General features: G+C 49.3%; 19 protein-coding genes. 8 read left to right on the top strand and 11 right to left on the bottom strand.

The window, feature by feature from the left end; all coding sequences use genetic code 11:
• The 7 genes from HQL65_12480 to HQL65_12450 form a co-directional block, all read right to left on the bottom strand.
• The coding region (locus tag HQL65_12480) for a hypothetical protein (GenBank protein ID MBF0137048.1) at positions 1-1,310 on the bottom strand (1,310 nt) is incomplete at its 3' end.
• Between the two features lie 63 nt (positions 1,311-1,373).
• On the bottom strand, positions 1,374-1,793 hold the full coding sequence (locus HQL65_12475; GenBank protein MBF0137047.1) for a hypothetical protein: 420 nt from the start codon (positions 1,791-1,793) through the stop codon (positions 1,374-1,376).
• Between the two features lie 39 nt (positions 1,794-1,832).
• Entirely contained in the window at positions 1,833-2,291 is a 459-nt protein-coding gene (locus HQL65_12470) for a hypothetical protein (protein ID MBF0137046.1), read from the bottom strand.
• Positions 2,292-2,447: 156 nt separating this feature from the next.
• A complete protein-coding gene (locus tag HQL65_12465; GenBank protein MBF0137045.1) occupies positions 2,448-2,960 on the bottom strand; it encodes a hypothetical protein in 513 nt (170 codons plus the stop codon).
• Positions 2,961-3,892: 932 nt separating this feature from the next.
• Positions 3,893-5,056: a glycosyltransferase family 4 protein gene (locus HQL65_12460; protein MBF0137044.1), complete on the bottom strand. Its 1,164-nt coding sequence runs from the start codon at positions 5,054-5,056 to the stop codon at positions 3,893-3,895.
• A 134-nt stretch (positions 5,057-5,190) separates the two neighbouring features.
• A complete protein-coding gene (locus HQL65_12455; protein ID MBF0137043.1) occupies positions 5,191-5,697 on the bottom strand; it encodes a cobalamin B12-binding domain-containing protein in 507 nt (168 codons plus the stop codon).
• Positions 5,698-5,927: 230 nt separating this feature from the next.
• On the bottom strand, positions 5,928-7,328 hold the full coding sequence (locus HQL65_12450) for a radical SAM protein (GenBank protein MBF0137042.1): 1,401 nt from the start codon (positions 7,326-7,328) through the stop codon (positions 5,928-5,930).
• A 584-nt stretch (positions 7,329-7,912) separates the two neighbouring features.
• On the opposite strand from HQL65_12450, the gene HQL65_12445 reads away from it, so the two are divergent.
• Positions 7,913-8,506, top strand: coding sequence for a hypothetical protein (locus HQL65_12445; protein MBF0137041.1), 594 nt, complete (start codon positions 7,913-7,915; stop codon positions 8,504-8,506).
• Between the two features lie 51 nt (positions 8,507-8,557).
• On the top strand, positions 8,558-10,342 hold the full coding sequence (locus HQL65_12440) for a hypothetical protein (GenBank protein MBF0137040.1): 1,785 nt from the start codon (positions 8,558-8,560) through the stop codon (positions 10,340-10,342).
• Between the two features lie 66 nt (positions 10,343-10,408).
• On the opposite strand, the gene HQL65_12435 is transcribed toward HQL65_12440, so the two are convergent.
• From HQL65_12435 to HQL65_12425, 3 genes are read right to left on the bottom strand one after another with little or no spacing between them, the layout of a single operon-like run.
• A complete protein-coding gene (locus HQL65_12435) occupies positions 10,409-11,410 on the bottom strand; it encodes a kinase (protein MBF0137039.1) in 1,002 nt (333 codons plus the stop codon).
• A gap of 27 nt (positions 11,411-11,437) precedes the next feature.
• Positions 11,438-12,127, bottom strand: coding sequence for an NUDIX hydrolase (locus HQL65_12430; GenBank protein ID MBF0137038.1), 690 nt, complete (start codon positions 12,125-12,127; stop codon positions 11,438-11,440).
• Positions 12,128-12,164: 37 nt separating this feature from the next.
• Entirely contained in the window at positions 12,165-13,175 is a 1,011-nt protein-coding gene (locus HQL65_12425; protein MBF0137037.1) for a glycosyltransferase family 2 protein, read from the bottom strand.
• A 476-nt stretch (positions 13,176-13,651) separates the two neighbouring features.
• Between HQL65_12425 and HQL65_12420 the strand changes: the two genes are divergently transcribed.
• From HQL65_12420 to HQL65_12395, 6 genes are all read left to right on the top strand, one after another.
• Entirely contained in the window at positions 13,652-15,136 is a 1,485-nt protein-coding gene (locus HQL65_12420) for a cobalamin-dependent protein (protein MBF0137036.1), read from the top strand.
• Between the two features lie 30 nt (positions 15,137-15,166).
• Entirely contained in the window at positions 15,167-15,985 is an 819-nt protein-coding gene (locus tag HQL65_12415) for a transketolase (protein ID MBF0137035.1), read from the top strand.
• Complete coding sequence (locus tag HQL65_12410) at positions 15,982-16,938, top strand: transketolase (protein ID MBF0137034.1); 957 nt, start codon at positions 15,982-15,984, stop codon at positions 16,936-16,938. The genes HQL65_12415 and HQL65_12410 overlap by 4 nt, the downstream gene beginning before the upstream one ends.
• Positions 16,939-17,250: 312 nt before the next feature.
• A complete protein-coding gene (locus tag HQL65_12405) occupies positions 17,251-17,775 on the top strand; it encodes a dTDP-4-dehydrorhamnose 3,5-epimerase family protein (protein ID MBF0137033.1) in 525 nt (174 codons plus the stop codon).
• Between the two features lie 108 nt (positions 17,776-17,883).
• The gene (locus HQL65_12400) at positions 17,884-18,828 is read left to right on the top strand and encodes an SDR family oxidoreductase (protein MBF0137032.1); all 945 of its coding nucleotides are present in this window, start codon (positions 17,884-17,886) and stop codon (positions 18,826-18,828) included.
• Between the two features lie 50 nt (positions 18,829-18,878).
• The gene (locus HQL65_12395) at positions 18,879-19,622 is read left to right on the top strand and encodes an NTP transferase domain-containing protein (protein MBF0137031.1); all 744 of its coding nucleotides are present in this window, start codon (positions 18,879-18,881) and stop codon (positions 19,620-19,622) included.
• Positions 19,623-19,689: 67 nt separating this feature from the next.
• Here HQL65_12395 and HQL65_12390 read toward each other — a convergent pair.
• A partial coding sequence (locus tag HQL65_12390; protein MBF0137030.1) for a response regulator occupies positions 19,690-22,585 on the bottom strand: 2,896 nt, incomplete at its 5' end.

Raw genomic sequence — 22,585 nt, 5'->3', positions numbered from 1 at the left:
AATTTGGCCAGCGGCGGATCCATATCGGTTTTGACCGCCAGGGGGAAACTCCCCTGATTGACCAGAATCCGTCCGGCGTCATCCTTGAGTCCGGGAGGAACTTCCACCGTAAAATCACTCAATTCCGGGAAAGGACCCGGGAAGGTGATCCGGGAAACCCAGATCTCTTTGGTTGGTTTCTCTTTTTTGGTCTGGCTGTTGTCATCCTGCTCTTCATCCTCGGTTCCCAGGCGGGTGGGGTAGATTTTGCCATCCTTGCCCTTAAGCTGAATTCGTTGGGCATCGTTGCTGGAGATGGGCACGGTCAAAATGAGGTGCATGGGCAGGACCGGAATGCAGTGGGCATCCTTGTTGGTCCGTTGGCAGGAAAAACGGGCTGAAAATTGATCCCGCACCAGGAACGAAAGATTCTGGGCCGTCTGGGTTTCGACCCCGCTCTGGGAACGAATCCCCTTGCCCCAAACCAGGTCCACCTTGGCCTTGTTGGGCAGGCGACGCTGACATTGAACCACAACAATGGGGGAGTTTTCCCCATTGACCAGATCGGGGTGTTTTTCAGAAGTTTTGCTTTCTCCAGGAGTTTGAGTGGTTTGGAGAGGCTTTTTGGTACCGGGATACATGTCGCGGAAATTTCGCAAAAAATCGGGATGGTTGTGCAAAATATCCTGGCGATCCTTACCCGTCAGCAGGCGGACCCCGACCTTTTCACCCACGCCTTCGATGGCACAGTTGATGTTTGCCGGGACGGAGTCTGGTGTGGCGGGTGTATCGAGTCCCAGAATGAAAATTTGTTCTTCATCGATGGATCCCCCTTTGTAGGGCAGAGAGGAGAGAATCGTGGGACCACCTGTATTGAAACTGTATTTTTCCTGACTTGCCACCGCTTCTCCGGCCAGGGTGCGCAAGCCCGGTTTCGGCGTAAAGGTGCATTGGATTCCCGCCGGCAAATCCTGGTCAAAGTCATAGGCCCAGTTGCGGCTGTCCACCCAGCGTCCCTTGCCGGCAATGGGACATTGGCTGACGAAAGGTTCGCTCAAACGGGGATCCCCGAAAGCGACCATCGGGCGCGTAAAACGGACCGTCACCTGGCGCACCTTTTTGACAAAGCCGTTGGGCGAGAAAAATTTGACTTGGGCAGCCTGCTGGGCTGGTTGGGTTTCCGAAAAGGCCGTTATCGGGAGCAAAAGGCCGAGCAGCGACAAAAAAAACGTCTGAAATAACTGCAACAGCATCTTTTTGAAATAAAATGGTTTTTTGTCCATGTGGCACCGGTCGGGTTGTATATTTCTAAACCATACGGTCAATTGCATGGGATATCTCCTTGCCGTTATGGATGTACGTTTTTTTCTGATAGAGTACCATGTATGCAGACATTATCGCAAGAGAATTTCAATTCTTTTGGTTTGTTCACCTTTTATTGGGTGAAATAATTGAATATCTTTGTAGTTTGTGTAATGGAATATGTCGGCACGACTATAAATGATGACAACCCTGTTGGAATCAAGCCATTTTATTTTCCAATCGTCCAGATGTGTTGCTCCAAAAACGTGTTTATCATGTTCGACGGGTTTTTTTCCTGTTGGCATTAGATAAACTTTGTAGACGTAAGCAGTGGTTGCGCCGGCATTGATTTCGACCATGACAGCATCGACTTGCTGATCGGGTGAAGTCAGGCGAAGTATTTCATCTCTTGAAACAAAATCATCGCAAGATCTAATCAGTAATGCAATGCAGAATAGAGTTAATATTATAATTATAAGTGCTATTTTACATATTTTTATAATAATCTTCATGCTTTCACCTGTATATTTTATTAAAATCAAATAAGCCGTTTATTTTGGTTCGCAATCAGGTTTTAAAGTGCATTTCCAATCAACTGGTTTCAGTATTAACTTGATTGGAATACGAGTTCGTTTTTCACTGTCAGGCTCCACATATACATCTTTGTTGTTATAAAAATAATGAATTTCACCTGTCTTGAAATGTATTTCAAGTTCATTTTTATCAAACCAATTCAGATCCCAACCAGTAAGACGGGTTGCATTGAAGGGGCTATTGCCCACGGCAGGTTTTCCTGCTGCCACTATAAATAGATTATATACACTGGTCTTGGTTTTTTTGGAATAGGTTTGAGTCAGAACAGCATCAATGAAATTGTCTGGAGAAGATCTGCGTAAAATTTCTGTTTTAATAACGTCATTTATTGATTTATCAGAATCAAAGCATGCGGAGAGAATTACTGATAATGACAGTGCTATGACAAACTGACATGATATCCATGTTGCTTTCATTTGCATATCCCAAGATATTTAAAGATCTTGGGATGCTGAAGATGCATCAATCAGCATCCCATGTTTTTTCATTGACGATGTTTATTTCTTTTGGTAACGGCGATTGTAGAAGTTGATCCCTTGCTTGATCCACCATTGATCTTTTTTATCGTCACCTTATGGTTCAGAACCATACCAATGTCCCCAATCGTGGTCTTCTGGTTGAGTTCCAGACCTTTGTTGTGCCCATCCTGCAGCTCTCAGAAGTACAGAATCCGGGATTCCAGCGGCTTTTCCGTATACGCCATAGTGGAAGTTTCCGAAATTTTCGTATTGACGACCGAGCTGTTTATAATCTTTCGGGCCTTTGTTTTCGACTTGGCTTTTGAACCATCGGATATTCCATTTGTTATCCCATGCTTCCTGCACATTTTTATCCAGGTCTATCCCCTCGGGATAAATCGGATGGTGGATTTTTTCTGGATCTGGGGTGGATTCGTAGTCTATGCTGTTATCGATCTTTCTCGCGAGTTCTTCCAAAGATCCCTTTTTAAGAGGGGGTGGTTTTGGAATTAGATATGGTTCAATATTATCGGTAGCAGTATTATCTGTTACGAATTGCCACTGAGTTTTGAGCGCATCCCATTTCCACGGTGATTTCGAATAAAGACCATTAGGAGCAAGATTCATATGGTCATTGTGAAAGAAGGGATTCGAACGTAAAGAATCCTCTGGTTTCTTTCTGAATCTAGCTGAATTGGGCATTGACTCTGCTTGTGAGTTGGTGTCGGATAGATCTATGGTAGGAGTGGTATTGTATCCGTCATCGTCTTTCATGTAAAGATTATTGTACGGAATAGTCTGCGATTGGTCGCCAGTTTTCGGTACTATTGGTTTAGTTCGGGTTTCTGTATTCGAAGCCATATCCGCAAGAGAGTTGGGAGAAGGGGCAGCAACGGTACTCTGGATGGGTGGTTGCCGGTATTGTTTCTTGAATTTGTTGATCATGTGGCCATACGTCTGATTGAACGGTTCGATATTGGCGAACTCCTGGTCGATTTGATCGACTTGCTCATGATTGCCCATTTCGACTGCTTTTTGCTGATCCAAGCGCCGTTCATTCAATTGTTCCGGATGGTTTGTGATCTGAGAGCGAACATAGTCTGGTGGTGGCAATTGGTCTTTGCCGAGAATGTTTCCCAGTCCCATATGCAAGCGCCAGGCAGCCACATTTTGACCAAACTCTCCATCCTGGGCTTTGATTTGCCGCATACCTTCCCAAAGTTTGTCAGCGGCCCAGGGGTTCATGCCATTGTTTTCATCGTCACGGAAACTCATGTGTGGTCATCCTACTCAAAGTTGGTTGTGAAAAAAAGAAAAAATCAAGGGTGCGTTTCAGGCTAAACCCAGAAACGAAAAAACCCTTCATGAACTTCTGAAGGGTTTTTTGGGCAGCGGATATGTTGACTGATGAGTATCTGGAATCAACCGCTAGAACAAAGCGTTCCACGCGGGTATAAAGGGCCGAGCGAGGGATTGGCACACACCTCACCCTTTATCCTGTCAAATTTACCCTGTTTTGCGCCCCCCCGGCAAGGAGGAAAATGAATCGGGTGTCACCACTATTGCAGCAAGGAACGATAGAGATCAGCAAAAACCTTTTCAGTTTTCACCGGGGCATAACGTTCCTGGGCATGTTGCCAGGCACGGCGTCCCAACGCGGTGCGGGCAGCATCATCGTCGAGAAGTCGGGTGATGGCCTGTTCGTAGGCAGCGACGGTATTGTTGACCAGAACAACCCAATCTCCTTGCAACTCGGGCACTGGATCTCCCAGGCGATGGTTTTGGATGATGGGCAGGCCGGTCAGGAGTGCTTCGAGGGTGGCCTTGCTGATTTCCCAATACTCCGAGTGCGTGACGAACAGATCAAAATCGGGGAGCATCCGGCATAAGGCGTCGTTGGCCACGGAAGGTAAAAATGTGACGCGATCTTCGATCTGACACTCCCGGGCGACCTGGCGCAGGGTGTCGTGCAGGGGACCATCGCCCACCAGGGTCAGTTCTCCCTGGGGCAGACGGGCCAAGGCACGGATGATGTTGGCGGGATTTTTTTCGGCAATTTGTCGCCCTACCGAGATCAAACGGGGGGGCGTATGTAATCGATAATCCTGTTTTTTGCCGATATGGTCGGGATTCAAAAAATTGTAACAGACCTGGATGTGGCGGGCACCGCGCCGCAACGCATAACTCCGAATCGGCTCATAAACCGGCAACACCCGGTCGGCCCCGCGCAGGGTGACCTTTTCAAAATAAAGTTCAATCTGGTGCAGAATCCGACGCCGCCAGTGCGGCCACCAGGGAACCCGTTGCCGCGTGTCCACATCGGGATTGATGTGCAGCGACACCACCATCGGAATGGCGAGCGTGGTTGCGATGCGCACACCCAGCCAACCATTCAACCAAGCCCCGTGCGTTCGAATCATGACCGGCTTGATTTGTCGCGCCAAGGCCACGCCTTCGGCACGCCATTTGTGCAGGACCAGAGGGTGCCATCCCTGACGACGCAAAAATTCACGGATGGGCAGATTGTGCAGGTGCAAGCGGGCGTCCCCTACCATTTTTTGCACCATGGACAAATCCGGCTGATCATCGTTGGTCAGCAGGATGTGAACTTCAGCAAAGCAATTGCCTGGATTGTAATATCGGGAAGTGACTTCCCCTTTTTTGATCAGGTGGGAAAGTCGATCCGGAATAATCACCAACAGAGGTCCTGCGATCTTTTTCATGCTTTTTTAGTATCCGTTCAGCCCATTTTTACTGGGGGCGCTGCCCCCAGACCCCCGCTGAAGGGGCAGGCGGAAGATTGAAAAGACAGGTGGATTTATCGAAAATTCACCAAAAATACTTCGGTGAACGCTTACTATTTTTCAATTTGGGGCAGCAGACCGTAATCCGCATCCGGGAGAGTGTCGAGATCATCGATCATGAACGGGGTGGCAGGGGTGGCGGTGCCCTGAACAAGCTGCATGACCCCAGGCAGGCCATCCGGCTTTTCTTCGCCTTTGTCAAATGATTGCAAAAGATTGACCAATGGATATTCCCCCTCACCCAGAATGACCTGACTTTCCGGATAACGACTGAGCAGGGAAGAGGGGTCCAACAGGGCGTGGATGCCACCCCAGACAATTTTGCAGTGTGTTGCCAATTGGTCGGCCAGGGGCACGGCAGCCTTCAATTGGGCAGTCATGGCGGAAAAGCCGACGACAGCATATTTTTTCAAGGTTTCGACGGTAACGTTTTGCACATTCTGGTCGAATAAATCACATGAAAAACCGGCATGACGGACTGTTGAGGCAATGGAAAGCAGGCCATGTGGAATGGCGGCCATGCTTGAATTGAGATTGGGATTGACCAGGGCAATTTTCACAGGGTTTCCCGATTGAATAAAAACGCATTCACTTTGGAATGTGTATTTTTCCAAAAAAAACGAATGAAAGACTGGGATGGAGGTCCAGGAGGAAGGGCTGTGCCCTTCCTCTTGGCGGGGTTTGGGGCAGCGCCCCAATAAAAATCTTTTTTCAATTTTTATCTCCAAAACAGCATATTTCTAAGTGGGTGCGGTTTAGAAATGAATAAAAATTAGCTAACATAAGCAATTTAATAATGAAAATAGCGAAGAGCCATTTTAAATTTTAGATACAAGGGCGTTTTAATTACATACCATTTAGCAAATCCAGTTGTATAGACAAATTCATAGGCAAGGCGCAACAATATTTTAGGCAATAAATACAAAAATCTAAAGCATTTTTTGCAATAATACAAAGAAGGAAATTTTACAAGAATGGGCATCAGGCAAAATGTTTTGTAAATCAAATCATGTTCTTTTTCTGTAAAATTGAGCGGGCTTTTTGTGAAATAATTTCTTGGTAGTTTTTTTTCAGGATCAAAATGGCCATGATCGATGCAATATTTAGTTAATGCAAGTCCCGGGTAAGGAATAAAAATATTTGCCAGAGAGAGTGCGGGTTGAGACTCAATATTAATTTCAATCGTTTCTTTCATGTCATCAAATGTTTCTCCTGGCAACCCAATCAAGTTGGCGACACGAAAAGGGAGTTTATGTTTGTGGAGACAATGGGCTGCATTGATAATTTGTTTTTTCGACATGGCTCTTTTTAGAATTTTTTGGAGCTGGTGGTCATTACCGGATTCGATACTCCAGGTGACATTCAGGCAGCGGCTGGCCACCAGGGCTTCGGCGACTTCGTCATTGATGAGATTGGCCCTGACGTTGCAGGAATAGGTCATGTCAAAGGCTTTGGGAAATTTATCGCAAAATTCGAAGAGCCATTTTTTGTTAATCACAAAGGTGTCGTCATTAAAATGCACATTTAGCAAGGGGTATTTGCTTTTCACCCTTTGAATTTCTTCCAAGAGATAATCAACGCTTTTCTTTCTTACGATTGGGCCTTTTTCTTTAAACATATCGTTGAATTTATGGTTGAAGCAGTAGGTACATCGATAGGGGCAGCCGCGTCCGGAAAAAAATTGTTTGGATGGCAAGTCTCGAAGCAGGGAATCTGTATTGTAGATGACATCTCTATCGGGAAACGGCAAATCGTCAGGGTTTATCAGAGGGGCATATTGAGTTGATGGGTCTGTTCCGTTTAAAAAAATATTATAAATCGGGTTGAATCCATTCAAAAGGAATTCGGGGAGGACGGTTTCTCCCTCGCCGATACAGATGGCATCGATGGTTGAACCGGCAACGGCCAGGGGATCGAACGTCACGCCAGGTCCGCCGATGATTGATTTGACCGTGGGCAGGGCATGTTTGAGTTTTTTATCAAAAGCAATCATTTTTGGGATGGATGCCGTGAATGAAGAGTACAGGACAAAATCGGGGGCGTGGTCCAGGACTCGGGCAAGAGACTTTTCATGGTGCATCGTTCTGACGTAGTCAACATGGATGCCATTTTTTTTAAGAACTGCGGACAGGGAGTAGACACCATGCTGATCGTTGAAAAGATTTAAAAATTCGACAAATATTGCTTTCATGATTCACATCCAGGCTCATTGCGCTGTGTTTCCAACATTTTTCAGTTGAGAGCCAACCTGTCTGAAAAGTCAACATGATCCCGAAGCCGAGATGCGCTTTTCCAAAAGTGGTCGAAAAGATGGCCAAGGGTGAAGCCGTCTCATTGTTTCAAATCGTGCGCGGCGTGTCCATGGAGAGCATCCATCTTGGCAGGGCAATCGAGTTTTTAATTTATATGATTGTAAAATCAACATGTTAAAATTTCGGTAGTTGCAAGCCTGATGTTCATAACATTTTGAAATAATAGAAAACGTGTTGAAAGATGCCTTGCTTTGTGCCACATATGTTAATCTGATTCATCGATTTTTGGCAAAGAAAATTTCTGTTGACATGAGATACCTTCAGAAAATAGGATAACGGGCTGTCGTGGGTCGTAAGGACAGTTTATTCTTGGGCAAAGACGTGTTTTTGTATTGACTACGGGGTCCCACGGAATAATCAGGAAAATTCAGTTGTTTATTTCCATATTTTTTTGGCTGTCTTGGACGGGCTTTGGAAAATAGAAATTGATTGATTTTAGAGTTGATTGTTAAATGGGTGACTTATGCTTGATTCTTCTTCGCAACACGTTGACTTTTTTGTTCGAAAAAAAGGTCCAACATTCACCTTATGCAACCCGGGAAACTCGGTCGTTGTACAGGGGACGGATCTTAATGCTGCTTTCCAGATGTTCTTGCGTGAGCAGGAAGAGCATAGGCGTTTGTTGACTGATGCTGGTCGAGAACCTTCCGGAAATCAACGCCATGGCCTTGCCATGGCTTTCGGCTTGATGCGTGACACGTTGGCTTACATTGGGCGTGTTGCCACGGTAATGTTTTTGATAGTTTTTACTCTGAGCATTGCCATTCCGGCAACGATCAACCACGTTGCCAGTTATTTACAGGACACGGTTGAAGGAGGTTTTGGGCCAGTAGTGATTGGGGGATTGGATCGGATGGTCGCGACGGTGGGGAGAATTGGTCCAGAACGAACCGATAAGATAGTTGAAAGTATTCGGCTTATCCGAACAAGCCTGGACCCGATTGTCCGGGCTTGGCAAGAGCCCCATGTTCCTGATGCACCGGCGGCGCGTCCGATACCCCCGTCTCCTCCGGGGAAGCCATCCCGACCAAATGCAACTGGAAATGATTTGCCATGATTTTCCGGTTTTATTGACATTTTTCTAATGTTGATTTCTTTTTGACTTTAAATGGATGGAATGATGCGCTTCTCATGGATCCAAATATCGGCAGGGGTATTTTCATTGCTGCTGGTTGTTTTTATTTTCATTCCGACTTTTGGCGTGAATTATGGTGTGCATAGTGACCATTTCAATCTTGTGGACAAGCTTCAAGCCACGCCACTTCCCGATGGGTCAACATGGCTTTTGAAGGGAAACCAGCTTCTGTCGTCTTCAGATTACCGGCAATGTTGTCATTATTTTATTGAAACATTCTGGTTGCAAACCATTGGTCGCAGTCTGAACGCATGGATTGTCAATTGGTATTTTCTTCTATATCAACATATTCAGGATTATTCGGTTGGTCGCTTGGTCAGTGCCCTGATATTGGGGTTGACTGGGTGGATATTTTTTCGACAATTGGTTCAAAGTTTGTTTTTGTCAATACCGATGGCTGCCACTGTTTCAATAGGTGTTTTTTTATTGCCACCGGCGTTGCTTTACGTGACATGGATATCAAATACCGTTCCCGGATTGATCCCTGTTTTTTTTGCAATTTTTTGTTACCCTCTCATTGATAAAATTAATTTTTATGACCTGATGGCTTGCAATCGGAGACTTTATTATTTTGGAATATCATCCATTTTGGTCTACCTTACGTTATGCTTCATCTATCCTCCCAATGCATTACTGGTTACAATATATCCTTTGCTTCGTTTGCTCAATGTGAAACGCACAGGTTGGAAAATTGTACGATTTCCGATTATTCGTGACATTGTTTTTTGCGGCCTCGTTTCCATGATTTTTTATATTATCGTCAAATACGTTGTAAAGCCAATACAGGGTTTCTTGTTGTCTCCGTATATATTTTATGTTACTGACGATCCAAACCAAAAATATTCCTTTCTGTTGTCTGCGTCTCCCCTTGATGTTGCGGTTAAATTTTTTGAATCCATTAAATTTGGTGTAAATATTTGGTTTCCACCGCAAACAGCTACGCATTTTATTGTGTTTGCTCTCGTGATCGGAGCGGTTGCACATTATATTTTACAGAAAGAGAGGCAGTATTGGAAAATTGACGTGATCAGGATCATTCTTGGTTTTATTGTGTTGTTGTTGGCGTTTGCCCCTGTCATCATAGGGCGAAATGCTTTCCTTGTTGGATACCGTAATGGCTTTGTTATTATGGCATCCGTAGTGATTCTTGTCATTTGGGCTGGCAGCTATTCAGGTGGGATTTTGCTTGAGATGCTCCATTCTGGCCGACCTGTTTGGATGTTTCGGCGATTTTCCAGATTCGGTCAGGCACGATCTGGATTGACCAGAAACATGCGACGCATGGCTTGGTTTGGCTATGGTATACTTGCCTTCCTGCCAATCTGGATGGCCCACAAGCATGTGGCCACGACCGTCAATTATTATGGCCGCGTCGAGCAACCCTATCTTGAGCGATGGCTACCGAACAAGACTGATTCTCATGTCAAAACCATCATTTTGGAACACAAGCACCCACACGCCATTGTGCCACCAGGGAAGCAGCTTTGTTTCCTGGATGATTCACATTTCAGACAATGTTTATTACCCGAAGAATTTTCGACGTTGAATTCACTGATCAACCATGACCACCATTTGGCTATGATGGTCAATAATCTTTTGCGGGAACGAGATTATGGTCGGGATGTGTTTTTGAAAATCAATGTTGTATCGCAATACAGCACGAACCGGCCTGGTGGGGCGATCTGGCATGTTCCTTTGCCGACTCTGACCGACATTCCCGAAGGAAAATTGCTGACTTTCCCGGAAGGCACTGATTGAAACGGAAGGCTTCAATTCGGAAGGCGCTTTTTGAGCAGAAGGCTGTCATGCTGACAGGTTTGCGGGTTATGTAACCGTCTCTTCTGGATTGAATACAATGATTTTGCTGCCATCCTGATTGAAGCGAAAATCGACATGCAGCAATTTGCCGAGACGCTCCCGCAACCGTTGCCGCAAGGCGGGTCGCACGACAAAGACCATGAAACCGCCCCCACCCGCCCCCAACAATTTGCCGCCACTGGCCCCGGCAGCCATGGCTTCGGCATAGATTTCATCGACCAGTGGCGTGGTGACGGCATCGGAGAGGGACCGTTTGCGCTGCCAATTTTCATGCAGCAACCGGCCAAAATGATCGATGGGTTGGCGAATATCGCGCAATATGGCAATGGCCTCATCCACCATGGTACGCATTTGCTGCAATTCATTGATCTTGTTGGGAATATTGCTAATCTGTTTGGCGGCCACATCCGTGGCGAATCGGGTTTTCCCGGTGAAAAAAAGCATCAGGGAGCTTTCCAACTCGTCGCGGCGTTCCCGGGGGAGAATGATGGGAATGACGGCAAACGATCCGTCCTGGTTGAATTCGATGGCATTGAATCCCCCCCAGGCCACAATGATTTGATCCTGGCAACCGACATGCTCCTGCAACACATCCTGCTCGATACGAATGGCCTCGCGAGCCAGCTCGTTTTTGGAAACCATGCGACCCTGCAAGGCATGCAGGGCATGCAGCAACCCGACCGTGAACGAGGAACTTGACCCGAGTCCGGAGCGGGCCGGGAGATCTCCATCGTGGTGAATTTCCAGTCCCTGTGTGATTCCCCAATCCGTCAAAATGCCCCGAATGGCGGGATGTTTGATCTGATCGTGGGATTGGACCATTTCGACCAGAGAGTAGACAACCCGGGATTTATGCTCGAAAAAAGGCGGCAAAGGTCGGACACTGATGTAGCAGTATTTGTTGATGGCGGTTGCAAGAACTTTTCCTCCATGCTCACGAAACCAGGCAGGATAGTCGGTGCCGCCGCCAAAGAAGGAAATTCGGAATGGGGTACTGCTGATGATCATGGCGCAGCTCCAGAAAATGAACCAAACCTATCCCGGACCGCAGAGTTCCGGGTAGCGTATCAGACAACGGTGAAAAGCCAACAAGGTGGCGGCATCCTGTAAGTCGCCCTGCAACTCCATGGTGTGGAGTTCGGCAGCGGTAAATTCCCGATATCCGGGGGCAATGCCCAACTCGCCAACGGCCCGTTGCGTTCCCGGCTCACAACCCAGAGCCACCGCCAGACCCACCTGCGCATTGACCAGACCGGGGGCTGGGGTAAAACACCCCAGGTCCAGAATGTGCTTTGGCGAACAAATCAACCCGGTTTCCTCCTGGAGTTCGCGTCGGGCTGTTTCCAGATAGCTTTCACCCGGATCACAAAAACCGCCGGGGGCTTCCCAGATCCACCTGGCAACAGGATGCCGAAAAATGCGCAACAATACAAACCGCCCGGCAAGCACGGGCAGGACCACACAACCAGAGACACCCTCCCGTCCCCTGGCCTTGGGGGCCACCACTAGAAAATCAGGTACTTCCCGCCCCTGGGCATCGCGAATGCTGTCTGCCCGGACATGAAAACGACTATTTTCATACAGAGGATGTCGTTTCAAAACTACCGAGATTGGCTTCTCACCAATCACAGGCGACCAGTTCTGAGCCGATCCCTCTTTTTCAGACTTTGGCGAACATGCTGGCGTCGCTTCCTCCCCTGCCTCTGGCGAAAGGTCGCCTTTCATGGCCACACGACCTGTCCAGGATGACGGATCCTGCCCATCACATTCTCGAACGCGGTTCCAGGTGAACGGGATGTTCAACGTTCACGGTACTTTCAATGACGACCAGAGGCCGACCCTTGATATGATTGTATATCTTTCCCACATACAGCCCCAGAACACCGATGGTAAAAAGGATCGTACCACCCAGAAACAGCATGGTCACCATGATGGCTGGCCAACCGGGTTGATGCCATCCAAACATCATGCGGGTGACGATCACAAAAATCAGATAGAAAAAAGACCCCACGGAGACCAGCAATCCCATGACCAGGGCAAAATAGAGCGGTGCCGATGAAAAAGAGATGACACCTGTCACGAAGGAACGTGTCGGGTTGGCGCTGCGCAACAGAGGGTAGTGGGTCGTACCCGAGTGGCGGGCCTGTCGTTCGTACTGGACATAAACCTGCTTGAAACCGACCCAGATCACCAGACCACGCAGGAATGGATCCTGTTCATCGATGGCCAGAATCTGTTCCACGACGCGCCGACTCAGCAGCTTGAAATTGCCCGTATTGACAGGAATCTCGATATCGGCGACAAAGTTGATGATCTGGTAGGCTTTGCGGGTCAGCCACATTTTTACCGGATGTTCGCCATGGCGTTTGGTGCGCGTGGTGTGGACGACATCGGCTCCTTCGCGCCACTTTTCCACCAGGGTACGAATCAATTCCGGTGGATCTTGCAGATCGGCATCCATGTAAACCAGGGCATCGCCCCGCGCATAGCGAAATCCAGCCAAAAAACAACGAATCACCCCAAAACGACGCGAGGTGTTGATCACCTTGACCCGTTCATCCCGAGCCGCATGTTCGCGCAAAATTTCCAGGGTGCGATCCGTGGAATCATCATTGACAAAAATCAGCTCATAGCGTAAGTCCAGAGAGTCCAAGGTATTGTAAAGTCTGGAAAAAAGTTCGTGCAATACATCCTCTTCGTTGCGCAGCGAAAAGACCACCGACAAAAACAGCCGATTTTCCAAAGAGGAATGCGCTCCTTCGTGCAAGCTCATGACCATGATGCTCCAGCCTGAAAATTGATCACAGATGATCTTGATTGCCACCACAGCCCAAGGTATCCCTTTGGATGATAATGAGCAAGGATCCGATCCCTGGCCAAGGGTGACTCAGATTCACACCTTGATCGGTTGATTTCCGCCAAAGCAGTGAGATATCATCTCGCTTTGCAATAAAATACTCCTTGCCATGTATCTTGATGTCGTTTTATTGTTGATTAAAATGCTTATCAAGCTACGTTTTTGGTCATGTTATTTATGTATTTGTGATATACTCTTACAAGCTGGTGCTTTTTAGGATGATTAATAAAAAATTATCTTTATCAATACCATATTGAAATTTCATAATATTTAACGCTTATGCTGGAAACGAACTGATTTTGTGATACAAAATGTGATAAATTTATTAAATTGAATGTAGAGGTTTACGTTTTTTTGTAAAATCGAATTCAAGGGGGACGGGTAAACAAACCATGCCGGAACAAGTAGATGTCCTGTTGATCAATCCTGGCGACCGGAAACAGATCTATCAAGGCCTTGGCGATCAGATCAGTGCCATAGAGCCACCGGTCATGGCCGGCTTGTTGGCCAATTATTTACGCCGCCTGGGTTTTCGGGTGGCCATCTACGACACCCCGGCTTTGGAGGTATCGGCAGCTACAGCAGCGCGGGCGGCGGTCGAGGAGTTTCGTGCGACCCTGATCGTGCTGCCGGTTTATGGCTATCAGCCTTCGGCCTCCACCCAAAATATGACCTCGGCAGGGACCATCGCCCGCCTGATCAAAGAGGCGTCACCCCAGGCACGGATTCTGATGACCGGTACCCACCCGGCGGCCCTGCCGGAACGGACCATGCGGGAAGAGAGTATTGATTTTGTCTGCTCCGGGGAGGGGCCGGTTACCCTGCGCGACACCTTGCAGGTTCTTCAGAACGGCCTGGACGATTTTTCGACGGTTCCCAGCCTTTGGTGGCGGTCTGGCAAACAGATCATTCCACCTCGTACCCAGGCTCCCCTGTTGCAAAATCTGGACATGGAAATGCCTGGAGTTGCCTGGGATTTGCTGCCCATGCAAAATTATCGTGCCCACAATTGGCACTGTTTTGGCGATATCCAGAACCGCAAGCCCTATGCTTCCCTGTTCACCTCTCTGGGGTGCCCTTTTCACTGCAATTTCTGCTGCATCAACGCCCCATTCGGCAAACCCTCCTACCGTATGTGGAGTCCAGAGACCGTGGTGCGGGAGATTGGCTTTCTGGTGGAACAGCATGGAGTCAGAAACATCAAGTTTGTGGACGAAATGTTTGTCCTCAACAAACGCCACGTGCGGGGTATTTGCGAGCGACTCATCGAGCGGGGCTACGATCTGAACATATGGGCCTATGCGCGGGTGGATACGGTTTATGATGAACTGCTCGATCTGTTGCGGCAGGCGGGATTCCGCTGGCTCTGTCTCGGCATTGAAAGTGCCAGCGAGCATGTGCGGGATGGTGCTGACAAGAGTCTTACGGATCAGGAGATTATCAAGACCGTCCGCCGTGTCCAGAATGCCGGTATCCATGTCCTGGGCAACTATCTGTTCGGTCTGCCCGAGGACACCCCGGCCCGGATGCAGGCCACACTCGATCTGGCCTTGGAATTGAACACCGAATTTGCCAATTTGTATTCGGCCATGGCCTATCCCGGATCGCATCTCTATGCGTTGGCCGTGGAAAAAAAACTGGCATTGCCGGAACGGTGGCATCACTATTCGCAACATGCCTACGAAACCCGTCCCCTGGCCAATGCGCATCTGACTGCGGCGGAAATTCTGGCGTTTCGGGACAAGGCGTTCCAGACCTACTTTACGCATCCTCCCTACCTGGAACTGGTGCGGCAAAAGTTTGGCCAGGAAACGGTCGAGCATCTGCACCGTGTCACGGCCATTCCCTTGCGCCGCCAATTGCTGGAACACCCATGAATGATTTTTTGGCAGATTGGTGGAACACCCATGAATGACTCCCTGACCGACCTGATCGACAAAGCCCGCTGGATACGACGGGAAACCGTGCGTCTGCACAAACTGGCTCCGGGAACCCGTCTCGCTTCCTCCCTCTCCTGTGTGGAAATTCTCTGCGCCCTCTATTATGGAGGGGTGGTGCGGCATGATCCAAACCGACCCGATTGGCCGGAACGGGACCGGGTGATTTTGAGCAAGGGTCATGGTTGCATTTCGTTTTATCCGGTTCTTGCCGACCGGGGCTTCATTCCCCATACCGAGTTGGAGCTAATCGCCAAGCCGGAATCGATTCTCGGGGTGATTCCCGAGGCGATTGTGCCCGGAATCGAGACGACCAACGGTTCCCTGGGACACGGCCTGGGTGTCGGGAGCGGCATGGCTCTGGCCTTGCGCAAACTGGGTTCGGATCGCCACGTTTTTGTCCTGACCGGCGATGGCGAAATGAACTCCGGAGCCATCTGGGAAGCGGTCATGTTTGCCGGTTTTCACCGTCTGGGCAATCTGTGCATGATCATCGATGATAATCAGATCTCCATGCTGGGTCGCCAGGCAGAGATTCTGGGTCTGGCACCCTTTCCGGACAAACTGCGCATGTTCGGCTGGCAGGTCGAGGTCGTCGATGGACATGATGTGGGGGCCATTCGGGATCGTCTGCGGGAAATGACCGGTCAGCCGCGCACCCGACCCTGGGCACTGGTTGCGGCAACGGTCAAAGGTCGTGGTGTTCCGGAACTGGAACAGGATCCCTTGTGCCACGTCCGGGTTTTCAAGACAGAGGAAGTGGACCGCATTCTGGAGGCGCTGTCATGACCACCACGCCAGTCAAAACCATGCGGGATTCCCTGATTGAAGGCATCTATCACCGGATGCGAACGGATGAGCGCATCTTTTTTCTGTCGGCGGACATGGGTGCCCCGATCCTGGATCATGTCCGGGCCGACTTTGCCGACCGGTTCATCAACGTGGGCATTGCCGAACAAAACATGGTCAATGTGGCGACAGGTCTGGCCCTGGAGGGGTTCAAGGTGTTTGCCTATGCCATAGCCCCGTTTTTTTTGCGCGCTTATGAGCAGATTCGCATCGACCTGGCCTTGATGGCCCAGCATCGTTCGCTCAATGTCAACCTGATCGGGGTGGGTGGGGGCGTCAGTTATGACGTTTCCGGACCGACGCATCACTGTCTCGAAGATTTGACCGTCATGCGTGCCCTGCCCAACCTGCACCTGTTTTCGCCCTGCGACTGGCAGGGGGCCGCCGATTTTCTGACCTATGCCCTCGAAGTTCCCAGCCCCAAATACATCCGCCTGGATGGCAAGGCTTTTCCGGCCATCTATACCAAAGAGCGTCCCTTGCCGGCCCGGGAGGGATTTTGTGAATTGCTGCCCGGGGAGCGGGTTTGCCTCGTTGCCACCGGTCATATGACCCGGATTGCGCTGGAGATTGCCGCCCGATTTCCTCCCGGTCAGGTCGGCGTCATCGATTTGTTTCTGTTGAAGCCCCTCCTTGAACAGCGGCTGGTCCAGGCACTCTCTGCCTGCCACCATGTGATCACCATGGAAGAGGGCTTCATCGACAAGGGAGGGGTGGATGCCTTGATACGAACCCTCTGCCAGCGCCATGGTGGTCCCCAAAGCATCACCTCTTTCGGTTTTCGTGATGAATACATGTCAAAATTTGGCAGCCGGGAGTATCTTTATCAATTGAACGGGTGTGATGCCCAGACCATCATGGACCGGGTCGCCCTTTGTCTGGCACCGGGATGATCCGGCTATCAACGGTCAGACCTGTCGTAGAATCGGGTCGCCCATTGTCTGGACCATGGGTGAACCGGCCATGGCGATTATCTGAGAGGCTGTCTAATAACTTGTTGATTTCAAAAAAAACGAATGAAAAACTGGGATGGAGGTCCAGGAGGAAGCGGCTCTGCCCTTCCTCTTGGCGGGGTTTGGGGCGGAGCCCCAATAAAATCTTTCTTTCCAATTTTTTTATCCGAGGGTTAATGGGTAGCCTCTGATCGGTTGGACGCATGATCCGACCAGGGACATGGATTGACATTGGAGAGTGAGGAGGCGTGGATGTCGTCATCGTTGCGTGTGGAAAAAACCAAACTTCCCGGGGTTTTGTTGATTCATCCGCTGACCGTCTTTGAAGATTTCCGGGGCCATTATGTGGAGACCTACAACCGCGAGGCCTATCATCAAGCCGGAATCACGGTGGATTTTGTCCAGGATGATCTCTCCTCATCCCATCAACATGTCTTGCGGGGCATTCATGGCGATGCCGTCACCTGGAAACTGATCTCCTGCCCCCATGGTCGTTTTTATCTGGTGGTGGTGGATTGTGATCCCGCCTCGGCCCATTTCGGGCAGTGGGTCTCGTTCACGTTGTCGAGTGTCAATCGGCTCCAGGTGTTGATTCCGCCCATGCATGGCACCGCGCATCTCGTTTTGAGTGAGTTTTCCATTTTCCAGTACAAGCAATCGACCTACTATGACCGACCCGGTCAATTTACCTATCGTTGGGATGATCCCCGGTTTGGCATCTATTGGCCCACAGCCAATCCCATTCTCTCCGAGCGGGATAGCATGTTGTATAAGTAATGATTTTTATTGGGGCGCTGCCCCAAACCCCGCCAGGAGGAAGGGCAGAGCCGCTTCCTCCTGGACCTCCATCCCAGTCTTTCAGACATTTTTTGGGAGAAGCCAATCATGACCGAAAAATATTCCATTCTGGTGACGGGCGGTGCCGGTTATCTGGGTTCCATCCTGGTTCCGGAACTGTTGGCCGCCGGTCACAAGGTAACGGTTCTGGACAGTTTCATTTTTCAGCAAAACTCCTTGTCGCGTGTCTGTATCCATCCCGATTTCAACGTGGTGCGTGGGGATTGCCGCGACAAGCGCCTCATGGCCGAGCTGGTCAAAAAAGCGGATGTGGTGATTCCACTGGCGGCCCTGGTGGGTGCCCCGCTCTGCTCCCGGGACGAGGTTGGAACTGTCTCCATCAATCGCGATGCCATCATCATGTTGTGCAACCTGCTGAGCCTGCAACAACGGGTGCTGATGCCGGTCAGCAACTCCGGCTACGGTATCGGCGAGGCCGGCAAGCATTGTGATGAACAGTCTCCCCTGCGTCCCATCTCCCTGTATGGGCGCGTCAAGGTGGAGGCCGAAGAGGTCATGATGGAACATCCCAACGCCATCAGCTTCCGGTTGGCCACGGTGTTCGGCATGTCGCCCCGCATGCGGATCGACCTGCTCGTCAATGATTTTGTCTATCGGGCCGTGCATGATCGTGCCCTGGTGTTGTTCGAGTCGCATTTCAAACGCAATTACATTCATGTACGGGATGTGACCCGGGTCTTCCTGCATGGCCTGGACAACTTCCAGACCCTGAAAGGACAGGTTTACAATGTCGGTCTTTCCGACGCCAACCTGTCCAAACACGAACTGTGTGTGCGCATCCAGAAACACCTGCCCAATTTTGTTTTCATGGAAGCACCGATTGGCGAGGATCCTGACAAACGGGATTACATTGTTTCCAATGCTAAAATCGAGGCAACTGGATTCATGCCGGCCTTTTCTCTGGATGTGGGCATTCAGGAATTGATCAAAGGGTATACCATTTTGCGCAATACCCGCTATACCAATGTCTGAAAACATGTCGGCTGCCATTCGGAACACATGACAACATCAGAAGAAAACCAGTGCAAGACAGTCATTGTCTGAAAGATGTCACGGTGGCGGTTCTGGCGGGTGGTTTGGGAACCCGTGTCCAGGGCATTCTGCACCAGACGCCAAAATTGTTGGCACCGTTGGCCGGTCGTCCTTTTCTGGACTATCTCCTGGAGTGGGTGACGGTTTTCGGTGCCCAACGTCTGGTGCTGTGTCTGGGTCATCGTGCGGTGGCCATTCAGGATTATCTGGCCTGCCATCCTCCGACGGATTCCCTTGAGCTGTTCTCGGTCATTGAACCCCAACCATTGGGTACGGCGGGTGCCCTGCGTTTTGCCATGCCCCTGTTGCAAGACCGCCGCATTCTACTTATTAATGGCGATACTTTTGTTGGGGCGGATCTTTGTCAATTTCATGCAGCGCATCTGACCATGGGAATGATGGCGACTTTGCTTTGCACCCGGGTGCCGGATGTCAGCCGTTATGGATCCGTGGATATCGGCACCGACCACCGGATCCGGCGTTTTCTGGAAAAAGACCCGAACCATCATGGCCCTGGGACCATCTATGCCGGTCTTATTCTCATGGAACCGAGCATGCTGCGCCATATTGCCGGCCATACCGGTGCATCATTGGAGCAAAATATCTTGAATTCACTGCCATCCGGCTCTCTGGCGGCGATGGTGGGTGCCTATCCTTTCATTGATTTTGGCACTCCAGACAGTTTTGAACAGGCGCAAATATTTTTCGGCAACTGGTCAACGTATCTGTCATGAAATGGACAGCTTTGGCGAAAATTTTCATATTGTCTGAAATATTATCAAAATCAGAATGCGTTTTGATTCAGGAGCGTTGGTCACCTTGGATGTTTTCAAGATCCCGGGCCAGGTTTTTCTTCAATTCAGTCAGGGTTGTTTCGGCTTTTGTGAAATCGAATTGATCCAGAAACGTTCCAATCTTGCACAATTTATCACGCACCGGCAGCGATAATCCGGTCATGTTTTTTTGAATTTCATCAATCATATCAAGTGCTTTGATATCTTTTTTTAGAATAAACTGGTTAAGGTCCTTTAATATTGGTATGAGTTTTACTTCAGCATCGATGGTTTCTGAATGATCGGTGTATTTTTTGTATTTATAATCAATAAGATCAGGATCTGTTTGCAGGGTGCTGATGCCATCCATGACCTGGTCCAGGGCACTTGTGAATACCTTGATCTGTGCAGGCCAGGCAGTCGTAAGTTTCTCCTTGACTGACTTTTCCAGAGTGCGGGACGCTGCAAATAGTTCCATGGCAGCGAGATTGCCGGCCATGCCCTTGATGGCGTGAATGAGCCGCCCGGCAGCGTGAATGTTTTTCTCCTGTGGATCCTGCAATAATGTCTCAATTTGGGTTGCTGTCAGGGAAAAATCATTTTGAAATTCATACAGCAGCTTGCGCAATAGTCTGTTGTTGCCACCGATGCGGGACAAGGCCGCCGGCAGGTCGATGCCCGGCAGACTCTCCGGCAGTACATCGAACGTTCCTCTGGACTCCGACTCTGGTTGCCGGGCGGGTACAACAGCAGCCGCCTGACCAAGCCCCGGTCGCGGGCGAATCCAATTGACCAGGGTTGCAGAGAGAATTTTTTGATCAATGGGTTTGGCGACATGATCGTTCATACCTGCTGCCAGACATCGTTCCCGGTCACCAGCCATGGCGTGGGCCGTCATGGCAATGATGGGCAACCCCCGAAATTTGGGATTGTCACGAATTTTTTGTGTTGCCTGGTAGCCATCCATGACCGGCATTTGAATATCCATTAATATGGCATCGAAGGTTGCTGTTTGAAGTTTATCCAAGGCCACCAAACCATTTTCGGCATTTTCCACTACGAGTTCCATGTTCGATAAAATTTCTTCAGCCACTTGTCGGTTAATGGCATTGTCTTCCACAAGTAATATGCGTGCCCCACTGATTTTCTCGAAAATCTCGGTCTTGTCCAATACAATGGAACCTTTATTGAAGACCTTGGCGACATCCTGACCGAAAAGTTCCATGATGGTATCGAACAGAAGTGAACAATTGGCTGGCTTGGTCAAAAAAGCCACGTTTGTATCTTGCAGGGAGGCTTTGGCTTCGTTTTCCCGATTGAAGGGGATCATGAGAATCATTCTGGGACGCACTTCAGGACCGTAAGCACGGATGATATGGCGCAGGGTGGTGATGCCGTCCATCTCTGGCATGAGCCAATCCACCAGGACCAGTTGCCAGGGGGTTCCGGTTGCAATTCCCTGGTGCATGGCCAGGAGTGCTTCCGACCCGGAGGTGACCCCGAGGGCATGGAACCCAAACATGGTCAATATGTCAGCCAGAAAATGGCGCGATGTGGCATTGTCATCGACGACCAGGACTCGTAGCCATTGCATTCCTGAGGGTGGCACCAGGTCATTTGTTTTTGTTTTCGAATGGCATTTGAAAGTGGCGGTAAAGTAAAAAGTGCTTCCCTGTTCCAACCTTGACTCCAGCCGGATTTTCCCTTGCATCATGGCCACAAGACGCATGGAAATCGACAGACCCAGACCGGTGCCTCCATATTTGCGGGTTGTGGAGCTGTCTGCCTGGGTGAATGGGGTGAAGATTTTGGCTGCCTGTTCCGGGGTCATACCGGTACCGGTATCACGTACCGAAAATTCCAGTCCAATGTGTGCCGATGATTTCCGGACTGCCCTGACCTTGACCTCGATCTCTCCCTGATCGGTAAACTTGACGGCATTGCTGACCAGGTTCAGGAGAATCTGTTCCAGACGCAGGGGATCACCGATCAACTCGTAGTGGCACTCTTCCGTGAGGCTAAGAATCAATTCAATATTTTTTTCACTGACCCTGGCACGAAAGAGATCTGCAATATGGTCGAACACATCCCGCAGCAGAAAAGGTGTTTCTTCCAGGTCCAGCCTGCCGGCCTCGATTTTGCTAAAATCGAGGATATCGTTGATGATACGCAACAAAGAGCGGGCCGCGCTGCTGATCTTGACCAGATAATTGTGGATTTTCGGAGTCAGCTCATCGGTTTGCAAAGCCAAATTGGTCAGGCCGACCACGGCGTTCATAGGTGTCCGAATTTCATGGCTCATGTTGGCGAGAAATTCCGATTTGGCCTGGGTGGCCAGTTCCAGGGATTTTCTTTGTTCGCCGAGATCTCGGGACATTTTGTTGAAGGCGGCTGCCAACTCTCCGATTTCATCTCCGGAATCGATGTTGACCGACCCCTCAAATCTTGACTCACCCATTTTAATGGCAGCTTCTCTTAACATTTCGATTGGTTTTGTGATTATTCTGGTAAATTTTGCAGAAATAATAATCGTAAACATGAGCATTATTAATAATACAGAAATTGAGATGATGGAATCCCTGACAAGATCTTCGTTTAAACTGTCAAGTTCTGCATGGATGATAATCTCACCAACCACATCTTTGTCAAAAACAATTTTTTCGTGAAGAATCAATTCGCTATTGTTAAAAGAAGGGCTTGGCAGTGAACTTATATTCTCATGCTTGATGTGTATACCGTCATGACCGGAACGGGTGTAGGATGCAAAAAGATTACCCTTCTCAGTGAACAATGCGGCGGCTGAAATGGATGAAGAGGCTTCCAAGGCATTTAGAATACCCTGGGCTGTTTTGGGATCGTTGAACATTAAGGCCGCACGGCAGCTCAGGGAAATCAGGTGCATCTGTACGGTGGTTTCTTCTACA

This window comes from Magnetococcales bacterium, from assembly GCA_015228935.1.
Lineage (GTDB): Bacteria > Pseudomonadota > Magnetococcia > Magnetococcales > DC0425bin3 > HA3dbin3.
Note: the sequence above shows the minus strand (reverse complement) of the source record. Positions and strands in the feature narration are given on the sequence as shown.